The organism is Streptomyces sp. NPDC085460 (assembly GCF_044541975.1).
Lineage (GTDB): Bacteria > Actinomycetota > Actinomycetes > Streptomycetales > Streptomycetaceae > Streptomyces.
This window is the reverse complement of record NZ_JBITTO010000004.1, coordinates 213,837-229,935: the sequence shown is the minus strand read 5'-3', so window position 1 is coordinate 229,935 and position 16,099 is coordinate 213,837. Positions and strand designations below refer to the sequence as shown.

Sequence of the window (16,099 nt, the reverse complement as noted above, 5' to 3'; positions counted from 1 at the left end):
CCCCGGCGTACTTCCTCCGCCGTTCCGGACGAGGCCCCGGCGTACTTCCTCCGCCCTTCCGGACGAGGCCCCGGCGTCACGCCCTCGCCGCCTTCCGGCCCGGCGTCACCCCCCGGGGCCCGCCTCGGGCCCCAGTTCGTCGAGCGCCGAGGTCACCCACTCCACCCAGAAGCGTTCCAGCTCGATCCCGCCGCGCAGGACGAGGTGGCGCAGCCGGTCGGGCTCGGTCAGGCGCCGCTCGGCCGGGAAGTCCCGCTCCTCGATGGCGCGGTACTCGTCGAGCTGGTCCCGGTGCAGGGCGAGGTGGCGCTCCAGCTCGGCGCGCAGTCCGGCCGAGCCGACCACGGCCGCGGCCCGCATCCGCAGCAGCAGCGCGGACCGCAGCGGCTTCGGGTCCTCGGCCGCGCCGACCCACTCCCGCAGGAACTCCCGGCCCGCGGGCAGCACTTCGTACTCCTTGCGTTGCCCTCGGACGGGTACGGGCGAGGGCAGGGCGCGGATCTGCCCCGCCTCCTCCAGGCGTCCCAGCTCGCGGTAGATCTGCTGGTGCGTGGCCGACCAGAAGTAGCCGATCGACTTGTCGAAGCGGCGCGTCAGTTCGAGGCCGGAGGACGGCTTTTCGAGCAGCGCGGTGAGGATCGCGTGCGGGAGGGACATGCTCGCATCCTAGGTTCGGGTCGCGCGCCGTACGGACGGGTCAGCGGGTCACAGGGCGGCGGCGAGCCGGGTGCCCTGGTCGATGGCGCGCTTCGCGTCGAGTTCGGCGGCGACGTCGGCCCCGCCGATGAGGTGCGCCGTGCGGCCGGCGGCGACCAGCTCCTCGTACAGGCTCCGCCGGGGCTCCTGGCCGGAGCAGAGGACGATGGTGTCGACCGGCAGCAGCTGAGCCTCGCCGTCGACGGTGAGGTGCAGGCCCTCGTCGTCGATCCGGTCGTAGCTCACGCCGGCGACCATGGCGACGCCGCGGTGCTTGAGCTCGGTGCGGTGGATCCAGCCGGTGGTCTTGCCGAGTCCGGCTCCGACCTTGGTGGTCTTGCGCTGGAGCAGGTGCACCTGGCGCGGCGGCGCGTTCCGCTCGGGCGTGCGCAGTCCGCCCCGGTTCTCGTAGGAGGTGTCGACGCCCCACTGGCGGAAGTACGTCTCGGGGTCCTGGCTCGCGCCTTCGCCGCCGTCGGTCAGGAACTCGGCGACGTCGAAGCCGATGCCGCCGGCGCCGATGATCGCGACCCGCTCGCCGACCGGAGCGCCGTCGCGCAGCACGTCGAGGTAGCTGACGACGCTGGGGTGGTCCTGGCCCTCGATGCCGGGGGCGCGGGGGGTGACGCCGGTGGCGACGACGACCTCGTCGTAGCCGTCGAGGTCGGCGGCGGTGACGTGGGTGCCGAGGCGGACGTCGATGCCGTGCTCGGCGAGCTGGACGCGGAAGTAGCGCAGGGTCTCGTCGAACTCCTCCTTGCCGGGGACCCGCTTGGCGACGTTGAGCTGTCCGCCGATCTCGGCGGCGGCGTCGAAGAGGGTGACGGAGTGGCCGCGTTCGGCCGCCGACACGGCGCAGGAGAGGCCGGCGGGTCCGGCGCCGACGACGGCGATCCGCTTGGCGAGCCGGGTGGGGGAGAGGACCAGTTCGGTCTCGTGGCAGGCGCGCGGGTTGACCAGGCAGGAGGTGATCTTGAGGTTGAAGGTGTGGTCGAGGCACGCCTGGTTGCAGCCGATGCAGGTGTTGATGGTCTCGGAGCGCCCGGCGGACGCCTTCCGCACGAAGTGGGGGTCGGCGAGGAAGGGGCGGGCGAGCGAGACGAGGTCGGCGCGGCCGTCGGCGAGGATCTCCTCGGCGACCTCGGGGGTGTTGATGCGGTTGCTGGTGACCAGCGGCACCGACACGGCGCCCATCAGCTTCTTGGTCACCCAGGTGTAGGCGCCGCGCGGGACGGAGGTGGCGATGGTGGGGATGCGGGCCTCGTGCCAGCCGATGCCGGTGTTGATGATCGTCGCGCCCGCGGCCTCGATCTCCTTGGCGAGCCGGACGACCTCCTCCAGGGTGGAGCCGCCGGGGACGAGGTCCAGCATGGAGAGCCGGTAGACGACGATGAAGTCGGCGCCGACGCGCTCGCGGATGCGGCGGACGATCTCCAGCGGGAAGCGGACCCGGTTCTCGTACGAGCCGCCCCAGCGGTCGGTGCGGTGGTTGGTGGCGGCGGCGATGAACTCGTTGATGAGGTAGCCCTCGGAGCCCATGACCTCGACGCCGTCGTATCCGGCCTCCTTGGCCAGCTCGGCGCAGCGGGCGTAGTCCTCGACGGTCCGCTCGACCTCGGCGTCGGTCAGCTCGTTCGGGACGAAGGGGCTGACGGGCGCCTGGATCGGGCTCGGCGCGACCAGGGCGGGGTGGTAGGCGTACCGGCCGAAGTGCAGGATCTGCATCGCGATCCGGCCGCCCTCGGCGTGCACGGCGCCGGTGATCAGCCGGTGCTCGGCGACCTCCTCCGCGGTGGTCAGCTTGGCGCCGCCGTCCCACGGCCGGCCGGCCTCGTTGGGCGCGATGCCGCCGGTGACGATGAGGCCGACGCCGCCGCGGGCCCGCTCGGCGTAGAAGGCGGCCATCCGCTCGAAGCCGTGCTCGGTCTCCTCCAGGCCGACGTGCATCGACCCCATGATCACCCGGTTGGGCAGGGTGGTGAAGCCGAGGTCGAGCGGGCTGAGCAGATGCGGGTACGGGGTCGTCGCGGTCACGGGGGCGCCTCCTCGCGCAGGGATCGTCGCACCCTTTTGTAGGCGACCCGCCACCCCTTATGCAACTAGTTGCAGAAGGGTGGGGGTGTGATGGTTACTACGCGGTAGGAAGGCTTGACTCACTTCGCCTACGCTCACGCCGTGGAAGCGACACTCACCCACGACGGCGCCGCCTTCGTGAACTTCCGGCACTTCGCCTTCGCCGAGCCGCACGCGCACGCGTACCGGTGGCTCGACGTGAAGCGATTCCGTCTCCCCGACCCGTCCGTCCCCGACCCGTCCGTCCCCGACCCGTCCGTCCCCGACCGGGCCCTCCTCGCCGCGCTCGTCGCCCACGAGCAGTTCCGCGACGACTACGCCGGCGGCGGAGTGGACCCCGGGGGCACCCGCCACGGCCCGTACTGGCTCCGCCTCGTCACCCCCGAGGCGTACGAGTCCATCGGCCGGGACGGGGCGACCCGGCTCCTGGAGACCTGGGCCGAGCGGTACGGCCCCCTCCCGGACGCGCTCGCCGAAGCGCTGCGCCGCGAGGCGTACGAGCCGCTGGCGGCGGCGGACTCCGTCCACCACCTGAACGGCCTCGGGAAGGACGCGTACCACGACTGGGCGAGCGTCCACGGCGAGTTCCACGAACTCGTCCTCGTCGACCGCGCGGCCCGCCGCCTCACCCTGCTCGTGGCCGCCGACGACTGAACGCCTCCGACGCTCAGCCCACGCCGTCCGGGGGCCCGGTACGCGCGCTCAGCCCACCCGCTCCAGCAGCGCGTCCAGGTCCTCCGCCGTCCGGGGGCCCGGTACGCCCTCCGGCAGCAGCCCCCGCGACCGGAGCAGCCGCTCGACCGAGACCGCCCACGGCCGCCGCAGCCGGGCCGCGCCGAGCAGGGCCTCGTCCGCGAGCAGCTCGCCCGCCGGGCCCGTGCGCAGTCCGGCGGGGGAGAGCACGGCGGCCTCGTCGGCCCACCGCAGCGCCAGGTCCACGTCGTGCGTGGCCATGACCACCGTGGTGCCCGCCGCCCGCAGCCGCTCCAGGGTGTCGAGCAGCCGCTCCTGCCCGTGCGGGTCCAGGCCCGCCGTCGGCTCGTCCATGATCAGCACCCGGGGGCGCATCGCGACCGCGCCCGCGATCGCCGCCCGCTTCCGCTGCCCGTACGACAGCAGGTGCGTCGGCCGGTCCGCGAGCGCGGTGATGTCCAGCGCCTCCAGCGCCTCGTCCACCCGGAGCCGCACCTCCTCCTCCGGCAGCCCCAGGTTCATCGGCCCGAACGACACGTCCTGCGCCACCGAGGCGGCGAACAGCTGGTCGTCCGGATCCTGCACCACCAGCTGCACCGACGTCCGCAGCCGGGTCAGCCCCTTCCGGTCGTACGCCACCTCCGCACCGTCCAGGAGCAGCGCTCCCTCCCCGCAGCGGAGCCCGCCGCTGAGCAGCCGCAGCAGCGTGGTCTTCCCGCCGCCGTTCCGCCCGAGCAGCGCGATCGCCCGGCCCTCCGTCACCGCGAACCCGACATCGGTGAGGACGGCGGGACCGTCCTCGTACGCGAAACCCGCGCCCACCAACTCCACCACCGGGACGGGGACCGTCATGGCAGGAACCTTTCCAGTACGAGGGTGAGGGCGACGAGCCCCCCGAGCAGACCGGCCGTCGCCGCGAGGAACGGTCGCGAGACCGGGGCCCCGGGCAGCAGCACCCGCAGCGTCCCGTCGTAGCCGCGCCCGGCGAGACCGGTCTGGAGCCGCCGCGCCCGGTCGAAGGCGCGGACGAACGAGGTCGCGCCGAGCCCGGCCAGCGACCGCCAGACGGCCGCCCGGGTCGTCGCCCCGAGCCGCGCCGCCTGCGCCTGCCGCACCTTGGCCTGCGCGTCGAGCAGCAGGAACACGATCCGGTACATCACCAGGGCCACGTCCACCACCGGCGCCGGCACCCCGGCCCTGACCAGGCGCGGCAGCACGTCCGACACCGGTGTGGTGAACGCGAACAGCAGCACCCCCAGTGAGGCCGAGGCCGTCCGCAGCAGCAGCTCCCCGGCGTGCGCCGGCCCGTCCGGGGCCCAGGCCACGACGCCGCCGGGGCCGCCCACCGCGAACAGCAGCGGGACGGCCCCGGTGACGCAGAAGCCCAGCGGGATCCGGAACGCCCGCCACAGCTGCCGGCCCGGCACACCGGCCGGGCCGAGCAGCACGGCGAGCGTGGCCGCCGCGACCAGGGGCGCGCCCGGCCACGGCGGCAGACACACCGCGCACAGGGTCAGACCGAGACCGAGCGCCGCCTTCTCCGCCGGATGGCGGCGGCGCCAGCGGCTGCTGTGCGCCGCCGCGTCGATCGGCAGCATCGGCGGTTACGCCTCCGCGCCGGGTGCGCCGCTCTCCTCGCGGGCCGCCGCCCGCTCCTCGCCCTGCCGACGGCCGCGCCGCACCCCGAAGTAGTACGCGAGGACACCGGCGCCCAGCGCCGCCTGGAGGGCGAAAAGCGCCGACTCGATCTCGCCGGACGGCGGCTCGTACAGCGGGCTGAACCACGGCTCGTAGTCCGGCTTGATCTCGGTGATCGCCGTCTCGGCCTCCGCGTCGGCGCCGGCGAACGGCTCCTCCTTGTGGTCGCCGAGCCCGAGCGCCAGCGGCACGACGGCGAGCACCGCCACGAGCGCGAGCAGCAGGGTGTTGATCTTCGCGTTCCGGCTCATCACGCCGCCGCCTCCTCGCGTCGCTTCGGCTCCGTCCGGGCGAGCACGCCCAGACGCAGCAGGTCACTCTTGCTGGCCTGCATGAGCAGCCGCACCACGAGGACGGTCAGCAGCCCCTCGCTCACGGCGAGCGGGATCTGCGTCACCGCGAAGATGGAGCCGAACTTCGCCAGCGAACCGGCGATGCCGCTGCCCGGGTCGGGGAAGGCGACGGCCAGCTGGACGCTGGTCACGCAGTAGGTGGACAGGTCGGCGACGAACGCGCCGAAGAAGACGCTCACCATCAGGGGCGCCCCGGACCGCTTCAGCAGCACGTAGGCGCCGTATCCCGCCCAGGGGCCGACGATCGCCATCGAGAAGACGTTCGCCCCCAGCGTGGTCAGCCCGCCGTGGGCGAGCAGCAGCGCCTGGAACAGGAGCGTGATGGTGCCGAGCACCGCCATGATCGGCGGCCGGAACAGTATGGCGCCCAGACCCGTACCCGTAGGATGGGAACAACTGCCCGTCACGGACGGCAGTTTGAGCGCGGACAGGACGAACGTGAAGGCGCCGGCGGCGCCGAGCAACAGCGTGGACTCGGGGTTGGCGCGCACCTCGCGGGTGAGCGCCCGGACGCCGTGGACGACGAACGGAGCCGATGCGACGCCCCAGGCGGCCGCATGGACGGGGGGCAGATACCCCTCGGCGATATGCATGATCGGGAGACCCTCTCCAGCACCTCGTGGATGGACAACGCGCCCTGGCCGGTCTCCTGGCTGACGGTCATGACGCCCGACTCCGCCTTCCCACCCCGCGACGGTCTCCCGCGGCGGAGCAGTGGCTTCCCCGAGGGGAAGGAGCCGGACCTCCCGATCACAGTGGCGAGGGCCGCACCGGTACTGCACCGGTTTCCCGAACACCAAGGCGCTGTGACATTAGTGTGTTGACCTGCTTCATCACAATGCGGGGTCGGTCACTCGCGCTCGGACATCCTCGCCGGGCCCGGTGGCGCGGGACCCGTTGTCAGACCCTCGCACTAGCGTGGAACGCGTCCTAGTGCTTGCTGCTGCTCGGACGAGGGCGCCCCGGCGGCGTGGAACCCAGCCGGGGCGGCCCCCTCTCCCCGTCTCAGACCTTGCGGTAGGCGTACGCCTCCGACGCCGCGGCCGTCACCGCGTCCAGGCCGCCGCCGGCGCTCGCCGTCACCAGGGCGGCCACCGCGCCCTCCACGAAGGGGGCGTCCACGAGCCGGGTGCCCTCCGGGAGTTCGTCGCCCTCCGCGAGGAGGGCCTTCACCGTCAGGACCGCGCTGCCCAGGTCCACCAGGACGGCCACGCCGGCCCCCGCGTCGACGTCCCTCGCCGCCGCGGCGATCAGCTCGGAGCTCGTACCGAGACCGCCGTCGGGCGTGCCGCCCGCCGCCGCGACCGGTGCCAGGTCGCCGCCGCCGGCGAGCCCCCGGGCCAGCTCCGCGACCGCCGCCGCCACGGCGGCACTGTGCGAGACGAGCACGATCCCGACCCTCGCCCCGCTCATCCGGCCGCCCCCTCCGCCGCCTCCTCCGCCGCCTCCGCCAGCGCGGCGAACAGCAGCGCCGAGGAGGTCGCCCCCGGGTCCTGGTGGCCGACCGACCGCTCGCCGAGGTAACTGGCCCGGCCCTTGCGGGCGCGCAGCGGGACCGTCGCGAGCGCGCCCTCGCCGGCCGCGGCGCGCGCCGCCGCGAAGGACTCGGGCAGCGCCGCCACGGCCGGGACCAGCGCGTCCAGCATCGTCTTGTCGCCCGGTACGGCCCCGCCGAGCTGCCCGACGGCGGCGACGCCGGCCGCGAGCGCGTCCGCGAGCTCGGCCCGCGTCACCGCGTCACCGTCGCCGAGCGCCTTGCCGGCCCGGCGCAGCAGCGTCCCGTAGAGCGGCCCCGAGGCCCCGCCCACCGTGGAGATCAGCTGCCGTCCGGCGGCCACGAGGACCCCGCCGGGTGTCGCGGGCGGCTCCTTCGCCAGCGCGTCGGCGACGGCGGCGAACCCGCGCCGCAGATTGGCGCCGTGGTCCGCGTCGCCGATCGCCGCGTCCAGCTCGGTCAGCCGGCCCGCCTCCTGGTCCACCGCCGCCGCCACCGTCTCCATCCAGCGCACCGCGAACGCGGCACCGTACGCCTCCGTCATCGCCCGCTCACCGGCCCCAGCGCAGCGCGGCCGTCGACACCGGCGCGTCCCACAGCCGCAGCAGCTCCTTGTCGGCCGCGCACACGGTCACCGAGCACCCGGCCATGTCGAGCGAGGTCACGTAGTTCCCCACCAGGGTCCGCGCCACCGGCACCCGGCGCGCGTCGAGCACCCGCCGTACCTCCGCGTTGAACCCGTACAGTTCGAGCAGCGGCGTCCCGCCCATCCCGTTCACGAGCAGCAGCACCGGATCCGAGGGCCGCAGGTCGTCCAGGACCGCGTCGACGGCGACCTCGGCGATCTCCCGCGCGGTCATCATCCCGCGCCGCTCCCGCCCCGGCTCGCCGTGGATGCCGACGCCCAACTCCAGCTCCCCGGGCGGAAGATCGAAGGTCGGGCTGCCCTTGGCGGGCGTGGTGCAGGCGCTCAGCGCGACGCCGAAGGACCGCGACCGCGCGACCACCCGCCGGGCCAGCGCCTCCACCCGCTCCAGCGGGGCGCCCTCCTCGGCCGCCGCCCCGGCGAGCTTCTCCACGAAGAGCGTGGCGCCGGTCCCGCGCCGCCCCGCCGTGTACAGGCTGTCGGTGACGGCCACGTCGTCGTCGACGAGCACCCGGGCGACCTGGATGCCCTCGTCCTCGGCGAGCTCGGCGGCCATCTCGAAGTTCAGCACGTCCCCGGTGTAGTTCTTCACCACGAACAACACCCCCGCCCCGCTGTCCACCGCGGCGGCGGCCCGCACCATCTGGTCCGGCACGGGCGACGTGAACACCTCCCCGGGGCACGCCCCGTCGAGCATCCCCGGCCCCACGAACCCCGCGTGCAGCGGCTCGTGCCCGGACCCGCCCCCCGACACCAGGGCGACCTTCCCGGCCACCGGCGCGTCCCTCCGCACCACCACCCGCCGCTCGACGTCCACGGTCAACTCGGGGTGCGCGGCGGCCAGCCCGCGCAAGGCATCGGCGACGACGGTCTCGGGCACGTTGATCAGCATCCTCATGGATACCTCCTGGTGCGACTAGCAGGTAGGTGACTGAGCAGGCTTTACGCAGGTCACAGTAGGTGAGACCGTTTGTTGATCTTGGCGGATCGCGGCGCCCGGGGGCGATCCCGAGCGGTACTGATGCTGACCTGTAGCTGACTTTATTGACCACCCGTCAGGGGTGAGTCGGACTGGGTGCTCTTTGCACTTGTGCATGATGGCGCAATTATCTGCCTGGGAGTGAGGTCGCGCACCGGTGCGCGTAAGAGAGCCTGTGCCGGCCGGGCAGGGTCACCGCGCAGCTGGCGCACGGCGGGCCTGCACCACACCCCGGGCGCGCCCACTGTCGTCGTACGAGAACCCGTTTGCCACCGGCCGGCCACAGCCTGGCTCACCCAGCGCACCGCCGACCGGTTCGACCTGACCAGCGCCGCCGCAGACTCCCACAGCCACCGCACCCCGATCCTGCCCGAGGACACGCTGCCCCTGGGCGCGGGCAGTCCCTGACCGAACTCCTCACCCTCATGCACCCCGCCACGGCCCACGGCCCGCAGGTCGCCGACGCCGCCCCCTCGGCACTGCTGACCGCACTCGCCGCCGATCTGCTGGAAGCCGGCGTGCCTCAGGAGCGATGCGGAGAGGTCATCAGGGGCGCCCTTTGCCACGACGCTGCCGCTGAACTCGCAGGTGATGGTGACCGAAGGGGCGGGCACGTGGGCCTCCTGGGTTCGAGGGGCCGGGTCTGGACTGGCGGGCAGGTGCCCCATCTCAGCTCGGAATCTGCCAAGAACCGATATGGATCGGCCAAGCCTTACTCACCCGTATGTGTGGACGATTCCTGTTCGCCCCCCGGCCATCGACCGCAGACAGTGTCGTCCCTCGAACACCACTGATCAGTTTGTTCTGTTGGGGGACTTCGCATGCTGAGACGCCAGATACGCCGCACGGGAATCACGATGGCGACAGGTGTCATGCTCGTGGCGCTTGCCGTACCCGGCGCCCAGGCGGCCCCGGAGCCGCTCATGGACCCTGCCCGGGCCACGGCTCTGGCCGCCGAACTGGGAGACGACCGCATGGCGGGCGTCTACTACGAGAACGGTCGGTTGGTGGTCGCCGTCACCGACGAGACCGCCGCGCGGTCGGTGCGAGAGGCGGGTGGGGCCGCGAAGGTCGTTGCCCATAGTGCCGACGAACTGAACTCGGCTCAGGCGGACTTGGATCGTCTGGCGGGTATCCCCAACACCGCCTGGGGGGTCGACCCGAGCGGCAACCAGGTGGTCGTCAGCATCTACGACGGGGTTTCCGCAGCCGACCGAGCCCGCATAGAGAAGGTGGCCGCCACGCACGGTGACGCCGTGAGCGTGGAGAACAAGCCCGGCACGCTCCAGAGCACCGTCGAGGTCATGCGCGGCGGCCTCGGCATCACTTCGGGCAGCCGAACCTGCAGCGCCGCGTTCAACGTGCGGAACGGCTCGTGGAAGACGTACATGCTCACCGCCGGACACTGCATGGTGGGTGGCTACTACGACTGGGACCGGCGCTCCAACGGGGTCTACCTGGGCCGTCAGACCACGTTCAGCTATGGCGGCGATGGCGACTACGCCATCGTCGAGTACCTCAACTCCAACGTCATCCCGTACGGAACCATTCAGTACCGGGACGCCTCGACCGGTCAGATCACGACCTCCCGGTACGCCTATGACGGGGAGAAGGTGAAGCGTGTGGGGACCATGAGCCAGGACCTCGACGGGATGGTCCTCCAGCCGAGCACGACCGTCACCTACAGCGACGGAATCACGCTCAAGGGCATGATCAAGACCAGCCTGTGCAACAAGCTCGGGGACAGCGGCGGAGCCTTGTTCACGGGAACCACGGCCCTGGGTATCACCTCGGGCGGTAACTACGTCGACCAGCCCTGCGGAGACACGGACGCCCAGTCGGACCGCGAAACCTATTACCACCCCGTCCAGAAGGTGCTCTCCGCGTACGGCCTCCAGGTCATCTGAGGAGTGGAGCGGTGCCGCACCATCTCGCACTGCGCCCGCCCCCCCGCATCCGTCCTCGGCAGCCCTGGGAGATCCATGCGTACACGTATCAGGCACACCGTTCCCCTGTTCCTGGCGATGACCATGCTTGTCGTCGGCGCCGGGACACTCACTGGCTGCGACAGCGAGGAAAACGGGGGCAGCAACCGCTCGGGCGCGGCCGAGGCATCGCAGCCACGTGCGCGCGAGGTGGCCGCCGCCTGGGACGGTTCCCAGGCCGCCAAGGCGTGGAGCAGGGGTTACCACCCGATGGACGAGCACGTCCAGCCGCCGGAGAACGGCCTACGCGGCAAGGCAGACAGACGTGCCTTCGAGACCCGGAGCTTCATGCTGCGCGGCGAACTCCCCGCCGTCTCACCGGGGGTCGGGACGGTGACGTGGGAGCGTGGCGGCTCCCTCAAGGCACCCCTGACCGGCGCACGGGAGGCATACGCGTCACTCGACCGCACCAGCGGCCCCGGCCCGCACCTCACGGTTACGCGGGCGGAACCGGGCGTGATGACGCTGGCAACCCACCGCGGCCCGGCCACTGTCCCCGCCTGGCTCTTCACCCTGGAGGGATACGACACCCCGCTCAAACAGGCGGCCGTCGCACCGTCGAGACTCTCCGAACCTCCCATCGCGCCAGCCCCGCAGACATCCTCACGGAACCTGACACCGCTGCGCCGACTGGTCGACATGTCGGCCGACGGCCGTTCTGTCACCGTGCAGGCGGATCACGGAGCGTGCGACGACGGGCCCAGGGTGACGGTGCTGGAGACGAGCGGCAGCGTGGTGCTTTCCGCATCCGTCGCCGGCGTGGACGACGGACCCTGCACCGGCCGACTCGACGGCGAGAAGCTGACCGTCAGACTCGACCGGCCTATGGGTGACCGGGTGTTGCTGGACGCCTTCACGGGTCGCCCTGTGCCGTACGGCGAGCCGGGCGGCCCGTCACCGAGCTGGCGCTGACTTCCGGGCGACCGGGGGAGTCGACGTCACGAGGCGAACGCCCGGCCAGGACACCGAGGAGGGTACGGGTGAGCAGGAACGTGCCGAAGGCGAGACGACGACGAGACCGGTGGAGCCGACTACCTTGAGGGCGTGGATCTCGTCCAGGGGCGGGATGGTGACCCGATGGGGTATGTACTCCGGAGGCACGACGCCCTGGAAGGGATCGCCGGTGGCTGTCGAGCAGTTGCTTGATCGTGCGTATGGTGCCGGGCGCGAAGTGGCGCTGACGCGGCAGCCAGGCGCTCGCGTACTCCCCGAAGCGCTGCGCTCCCAGCGTGCGCTTCGACTCGGAGTGCTGCGCAGGTGTGCTGCGCTTCTCCTGGTAGATCTGCGTGAGACGGTCGAGGGCGTCGTCCTGTGCCGGATAGCCCGACTCCTCGCACTGGCGCCCCGTTCCGTCGCGAAACCGAAGAGCGTAAGGGTGTGCACAGCCGTCTGGGGCGCCGCCGCGCACGGGTGCGTCGCGGGTGGCCTCCGACTCCGTCGGCAGCCACGCCCGCCCCGACCGTTTCGCGTGGCGCGCCGCGGGCAGCCGCTCCTGGGGCGAGCGAGACGGCAGGACAGCGAGGTGACCCGCCCCCCGCCGGACGCGGCGCGACGTTTCCGAAGGAGCGCCCGATGAGTGAGAACGAGAGGGCGGACGACGCCCATCAGCCCACGGGGACCAACGAGGAGCAGGAGGACGCGGCGCCGCTGGACCTGCAGAACGCCGTGGACGAGCGCACCTACGACGACATGCTGGACGAGGGCTATTCGCCCCCCGAGAAGCCGTTGGGCGTGACGAAGCACGGTACGACGGCGGAGGAGCAGCGGGCGGGCGAAGCCCTGGACGACAGGCTGTCCCAGGAGGAGCCCGATGTCGCGGAGCCCGAAGGGGACGGTGTGGGGGACCTGCCCGGCGGGGAGGGGGAGATGATCGACACCGAGGCGGGTAGCCGCCGCGCCGGACGCCTGAGGGTGCCGGACGAGAATGTCCGTACCGGCACCACCGCGGGGTCGACGGCCCGGGACGAGGGCATCGACGGAGGCGCTGCCGGCGCCGAGGAAGCGGCGATGCACGTCATCGAGAACGAGGAAGAGGAACCCGATGCGACGTGACCCGGACGTCGTCCGCTCCTGAGCGGCGCGTCGGACCGACCGGGCGCGTGCGCTCGGTCGGTCCGACGCGTGGGCTCAGTCGGTCTGTTCCTGGGGGGCCGGGGTACCCGGACCGGCGGCCGGGCGGCCCTCGCCGTGCGCGTCGGCGTCCTCGTCCGGCTCGGCGGCGGTGCCGTCCTCGGGGGACGCGCCGGACCCGCCCGTTCGCTCGGAGCGGGGCCGCCGGCCTCCGGCGCCGGGAATGTCGGGCGCCTCCTCGTCCGGCGGCGGCAGATCGGGGGTGACGGCGTCGGGTGTCGTCGGTACGGGGTCGGGAAGCTCCGGCTCGGGAGTGCCGGCCATCGGATCCTCCTTTGTCGGACAGGTGCTCTGTCGGACAGGTGCTCTGTCGGGCAGGCGCTTCGTCGGGCAGGTGCCAGGACGGGCAGGCGCTTCGGGGAACGCGCGGGTCAGTGGCCGAGGGCGTTCTTGAGCTGCTGCTTGGTCATGGTCGAGCGGCCGTGGATGTCTCGCTTCTTCGCCTCTTCGTAGAGCTCGTCCTTGGTCTTGCCGGAGGAGCCGCCGCCCCCTCCCGACTTCTCGCCGCCCCGCTGCGAGGCGGACTTTCCCTGGGTGGAGCTGCGGCTCGACGTCTTGCTCTCTCCCGACCTCGCCCGCTCCTTGTTGACCGTGCGAGAAGCCATCTCCTTGGCACGTCCCTCCGACATGCCGCGTTTCTCGCCGGACTCCTTGATGTGCTCGTACTGGCGCTCGCGCTTCGGGCTGGAACCTCGAGGCATGGCGAAACCTCTCGTCGTGGGGGTGGTCAGTGTCATGGTGCGACTACCCCCGTCGCCCCGCACCTCACGCGACGCGGCCGGGTATTTCCCCGCGGCCTCCTTCACGACGAACCTCCCCGTGAGGCACGCGAGGACGGGAAGGCGATCAGCCGACGTGAAGGGAGGTGACGTCGTAGGAGACCGCCGAGCCGGGGGCCGGGGCGCGGCAGGTCAGCCGGTGCGGGCGTGACCGGTGGGCGTGGACCTCGACCTCGAAGGCCGAGAGGCCGGCCAGCCGGCCGGTGACACGGACCCGCCAGCGGTCCTCGTCCCTGACCGTCTCCTCGACGACGTAGTCGTGGCGGCCCGAAGGACCCGCGTGGCGGAGGACGGCGCAGAGGGCCGCCTGCTGGGGCGGGGTGAGGTCCGTGTAGCCGCGCAGGTGGTCCGGCCGGATGCGGTCCGACAGGTGTTCCTCGACCACCGTCACCGCCGAGAGGGCGTCGAGGTTCCCGTAGTAGACGCCGTCGGGTACGACGGCGACGTTGGCGGCGAAGCGGTCGCCGCCCACGTGGGTGCACTCCCACACCAGCTCCGGCCTGCTCTCGCTCAGCGCCCTTGCCACCGGACGGCCGCGCAGAGCACAGCAGGTGTCGTGCGGGCCGTGGGTGCAGACGAGGACGACGGGTGGGTGCCCCGGTTCTCCGGGCGCGTCCAGGGCGGTGACGATTCCCTCCAGGTCCCCGTCGCCGTCCCACGTTCCCCACGTCTGGCTGTGGGCGCCGCCCCGCTCGTGGCGGAGGACGGCCCACCGGGGCCGTTCGTCGGGACGGCCGCGGCCGTGGCGCCTGACCAGCAGCACACGGGCGCGCGTCGCCCGCGCGGCGGCGTTCACCCGTGCCTTGACCTCGGGTGCGAGAGCGATTCCGTCGAAGCCGTCGAACGGCCAGCCGGCCCGGTACTCGACGAGGATCCAGACCGCACCGTACGGCGCCGTGCCCGCCATAGGGTCGCCGCGCAGGCGAGCGGCGTCGGAACAGAGGAACCGTGCCGGAGTCGTCATCGTGTCCGCGGCCTCACGGCTCGGCGGGGACGAGTACGCCTGCCCGGAGCAGTCGTTCGACGAGGGGAAGGCCCAGCTCTCCCGCCGGGTGGACGCCGCCGTCGAGGATCCGGAGCACCGGCGGGAGCTCCGCCTCCGACAGGTCGAGCCACCCGGCCCGGGTGGCGAGGCGCCGTCCCGCCAGCCGCGCTTCCAGCCCCTCCCGCAGCCGCATCGGCGAGTCGGGCGCGAGCCTGTCGAGAGCCCGAAGCTGAGCCAGCGGCCCCATGGGGGCGGGGCGTGCCTGGCGGCGGCGGGCGCGGTGGAACAGGGGAGTGGGGTCGGCTTCGGTGAGCGCCTCGGCGAGACGCCGGCGTACGAGGGCGAGGTCGTCGCCCGGACCGTCCGCGCCCAGGGGGAGGGACGCGCGCATCTCCGCGTCCTCCCGCAGCGACGCCAGGGCGGCCTGGGCGAGTTGCTCGGCCAGCGCGTGCCGCGTCCAGGTGTGGACGCCGAGCGTCAGATGGATGGACACCGCGCCCAGCGCCTCGGCGGCGTGCAGCCAGCCGCGCGGAAGGTAGAGGACGTCGCCGGGTGCGAGCACGGCCTCGGCGTACGGCTCCTTCCGCGCGGCCTCGGCGACCGCGGCGCGGTGCGCGGTCCAGGGCTGGTCGCGCAGCGGAGCCGGGAGCACCGGCTCGCGGACGAGCCAGCGCTTGGTGCCGGTGATCTGGAGGACGAAGACGTCGTGGACGTCGTAGTGGGCGTCGAAGCCGCGGTTCTGCGGTGGGGTGACGTAGGCGTTCGCCTGTACGGGGTGGCCGAGTTCCGTGCCGAGCCGCGTCACGAGGTCCGTGACCGGCTGCCAGGTGCGGTGCAGTGCCTGGAGGACCAGGGTGCTGCCGTCGGCGAAGCTTCGCCACAACGCGGTGTCGTCCAGCTGGTCGGCGACCGACGCGCCGACTCCTGCGGGTGACGTGAAGGAGGAGTCGGGGGCCGTGGAGCCGTCCTTGGCGACGCGGAGGAACGGCGTGCGCAGTCCGCGTCCTGAGATCAGCTCGTCCACCGCGGACGCCGAGAAGAGGTCGGAGAATTCACCGGCTCCGCGGGTGAGCAGCGGGGTGCGGCCCCAGACCTCCCGGGCGAACTTCTCGCGGCTGACGCCGATCAGACGGGTCTCCAGGACACGGCCGCGGGCGTCGGCGGCGGCCGTGTCCCGCAGCGTCTGGTGAACGGTGCTCAACCGCCGCCGCCGGCCTCATGGGCGCCACTGTCGGCCCCTCCGTCCGCGCCACTGTCCGCGCCTCCGTCGGCGCCACCGTCCGCGCCGCTGTCGGAGCCTCCGTCTGCGCCGCTGTCGGCCCCTCCGTCGGCCCCACTGTCCGCGCCTCCGTCGGCCCCGCTGTCGGCGCCTCCGTCGGCCCCGCTGTCGGCGCCTCCGTCGGCCCCGCTGTCGGCGCCTCCGTCGGCCCCACTGTCCGCGCCTCCGTCGGCCCCGCTGTCGGCGCCTCCGTCGGCCCCACTGTCCGCGCCTCCGTCAGCGCCGCCGTCGTGGACGCCGGGGGCGCCGTCCGCGCCGCCGTCCGCCGGACCTTCCTGCCGCTCCGGGTCCTGCTCGGGGTGCGTCAT

At 72.9% G+C, this 16,099-nt stretch carries 18 protein-coding genes and 1 riboswitch; of the genes, 4 read left to right on the top strand and 14 right to left on the bottom strand.

Annotated features, from left to right (window positions below):
• Nucleotides 1–105 precede the first annotated feature (105 nt).
• Entirely contained in the window at nucleotides 106–657 is a 552-nt protein-coding gene (locus ACIGHB_RS12115; RefSeq protein ID WP_399912051.1) for a PadR family transcriptional regulator, read from the bottom strand.
• Nucleotides 658–705: 48 nt separating this feature from the next.
• Nucleotides 706–2,730: an FAD-dependent oxidoreductase gene (locus ACIGHB_RS12110; protein WP_399912048.1), complete on the bottom strand. Its 2,025-nt coding sequence runs from the start codon at nucleotides 2,728–2,730 to the stop codon at nucleotides 706–708.
• Between the two features lie 141 nt (nucleotides 2,731–2,871).
• Here ACIGHB_RS12110 and ACIGHB_RS12105 point away from each other — a divergent pair, with 141 nt between their 5' ends.
• Complete coding sequence (locus ACIGHB_RS12105; RefSeq protein WP_399912045.1) at nucleotides 2,872–3,423, top strand: hypothetical protein; 552 nt, start codon at nucleotides 2,872–2,874, stop codon at nucleotides 3,421–3,423.
• Nucleotides 3,424–3,471: 48 nt separating this feature from the next.
• On the opposite strand, the gene ACIGHB_RS12100 is transcribed toward ACIGHB_RS12105, so the two are convergent.
• The 7 genes from ACIGHB_RS12100 to dhaK all read right to left on the bottom strand — a co-directional run bounded on the left by ACIGHB_RS12100 (nucleotide 3,472) and on the right by dhaK (nucleotide 8,552).
• Nucleotides 3,472–4,314 carry an ATP-binding cassette domain-containing protein gene (locus ACIGHB_RS12100; protein ID WP_360316538.1) on the bottom strand — a complete coding sequence of 281 codons (843 nt, stop codon included), beginning with the start codon at nucleotides 4,312–4,314 and terminating at the stop codon, nucleotides 3,472–3,474.
• The gene (gene cbiQ / locus ACIGHB_RS12095) at nucleotides 4,311–5,060 is read right to left on the bottom strand and encodes a cobalt ECF transporter T component CbiQ (protein WP_399912041.1); all 750 of its coding nucleotides are present in this window, start codon (nucleotides 5,058–5,060) and stop codon (nucleotides 4,311–4,313) included. Before cbiQ ends, ACIGHB_RS12100 begins: the two co-directional genes overlap by 4 nt.
• A gap of 6 nt (nucleotides 5,061–5,066) precedes the next feature.
• Nucleotides 5,067–5,411, bottom strand: a complete 345-nt coding sequence (locus tag ACIGHB_RS12090; RefSeq protein WP_399912038.1) for an energy-coupling factor ABC transporter substrate-binding protein — start codon at nucleotides 5,409–5,411, stop codon at nucleotides 5,067–5,069.
• A complete protein-coding gene (locus ACIGHB_RS12085; protein WP_360316547.1) occupies nucleotides 5,411–6,106 on the bottom strand; it encodes an energy-coupling factor ABC transporter permease in 696 nt (231 codons plus the stop codon). Before ACIGHB_RS12085 ends, ACIGHB_RS12090 begins: the two co-directional genes overlap by 1 nt.
• A 28-nt stretch (nucleotides 6,107–6,134) precedes the next feature.
• Nucleotides 6,135–6,357, bottom strand: a riboswitch (cobalamin riboswitch).
• A gap of 161 nt (nucleotides 6,358–6,518) precedes the next feature.
• Entirely contained in the window at nucleotides 6,519–6,926 is a 408-nt protein-coding gene (locus ACIGHB_RS12080) for a PTS-dependent dihydroxyacetone kinase phosphotransferase subunit DhaM (RefSeq protein WP_399912033.1), read from the bottom strand.
• Entirely contained in the window at nucleotides 6,923–7,552 is a 630-nt protein-coding gene (dhaL, locus tag ACIGHB_RS12075) for a dihydroxyacetone kinase subunit DhaL (protein ID WP_399912030.1), read from the bottom strand. The genes ACIGHB_RS12080 and dhaL overlap by 4 nt, the downstream gene beginning before the upstream one ends.
• Before the next feature lie 7 nt (nucleotides 7,553–7,559).
• Nucleotides 7,560–8,552, bottom strand: coding sequence for a dihydroxyacetone kinase subunit DhaK (dhaK, locus tag ACIGHB_RS12070; protein ID WP_399912027.1), 993 nt, complete (start codon nucleotides 8,550–8,552; stop codon nucleotides 7,560–7,562).
• Nucleotides 8,553–9,454: 902 nt separating this feature from the next.
• On the opposite strand from dhaK, the gene ACIGHB_RS12065 reads away from it, so the two are divergent.
• From ACIGHB_RS12065 to ACIGHB_RS12055, 3 genes are all read left to right on the top strand, one after another.
• Nucleotides 9,455–10,540 carry a S1 family peptidase gene (locus ACIGHB_RS12065; protein WP_399912024.1) on the top strand — a complete coding sequence of 362 codons (1,086 nt, stop codon included), beginning with the start codon at nucleotides 9,455–9,457 and terminating at the stop codon, nucleotides 10,538–10,540.
• 75 nt (nucleotides 10,541–10,615) lie between these two features.
• Nucleotides 10,616–11,530, top strand: coding sequence for a hypothetical protein (locus ACIGHB_RS12060; protein ID WP_399912021.1), 915 nt, complete (start codon nucleotides 10,616–10,618; stop codon nucleotides 11,528–11,530).
• A 660-nt stretch (nucleotides 11,531–12,190) separates the two neighbouring features.
• Nucleotides 12,191–12,670, top strand: a complete 480-nt coding sequence (locus tag ACIGHB_RS12055; RefSeq protein WP_399912018.1) for a DUF5709 domain-containing protein — start codon at nucleotides 12,191–12,193, stop codon at nucleotides 12,668–12,670.
• Between the two features lie 75 nt (nucleotides 12,671–12,745).
• Here the strand turns inward: ACIGHB_RS12055 and ACIGHB_RS12050 are convergent, their stop codons facing one another.
• The 5 genes from ACIGHB_RS12050 to ACIGHB_RS12030 all read right to left on the bottom strand — a co-directional run bounded on the left by ACIGHB_RS12050 (nucleotide 12,746) and on the right by ACIGHB_RS12030 (nucleotide 15,945).
• The gene (locus ACIGHB_RS12050; protein WP_399912015.1) at nucleotides 12,746–13,012 is read right to left on the bottom strand and encodes a hypothetical protein; all 267 of its coding nucleotides are present in this window, start codon (nucleotides 13,010–13,012) and stop codon (nucleotides 12,746–12,748) included.
• A gap of 107 nt (nucleotides 13,013–13,119) precedes the next feature.
• On the bottom strand, nucleotides 13,120–13,449 hold the full coding sequence (locus tag ACIGHB_RS12045) for a plasmid stabilization protein (RefSeq protein WP_399912012.1): 330 nt from the start codon (nucleotides 13,447–13,449) through the stop codon (nucleotides 13,120–13,122).
• A gap of 145 nt (nucleotides 13,450–13,594) precedes the next feature.
• Nucleotides 13,595–14,491, bottom strand: coding sequence for a sucrase ferredoxin (locus tag ACIGHB_RS12040; protein WP_399912010.1), 897 nt, complete (start codon nucleotides 14,489–14,491; stop codon nucleotides 13,595–13,597).
• A 13-nt stretch (nucleotides 14,492–14,504) separates the two neighbouring features.
• Nucleotides 14,505–15,653 carry a cupin domain-containing protein gene (locus tag ACIGHB_RS12035; protein ID WP_399912734.1) on the bottom strand — a complete coding sequence of 383 codons (1,149 nt, stop codon included), beginning with the start codon at nucleotides 15,651–15,653 and terminating at the stop codon, nucleotides 14,505–14,507.
• Nucleotides 15,565–15,945: a PT domain-containing protein gene (locus ACIGHB_RS12030; RefSeq protein WP_399912007.1), complete on the bottom strand. Its 381-nt coding sequence runs from the start codon at nucleotides 15,943–15,945 to the stop codon at nucleotides 15,565–15,567. The genes ACIGHB_RS12035 and ACIGHB_RS12030 overlap by 89 nt, the downstream gene beginning before the upstream one ends.
• Between the last annotated feature and the right edge of the window lie 154 nt (nucleotides 15,946–16,099).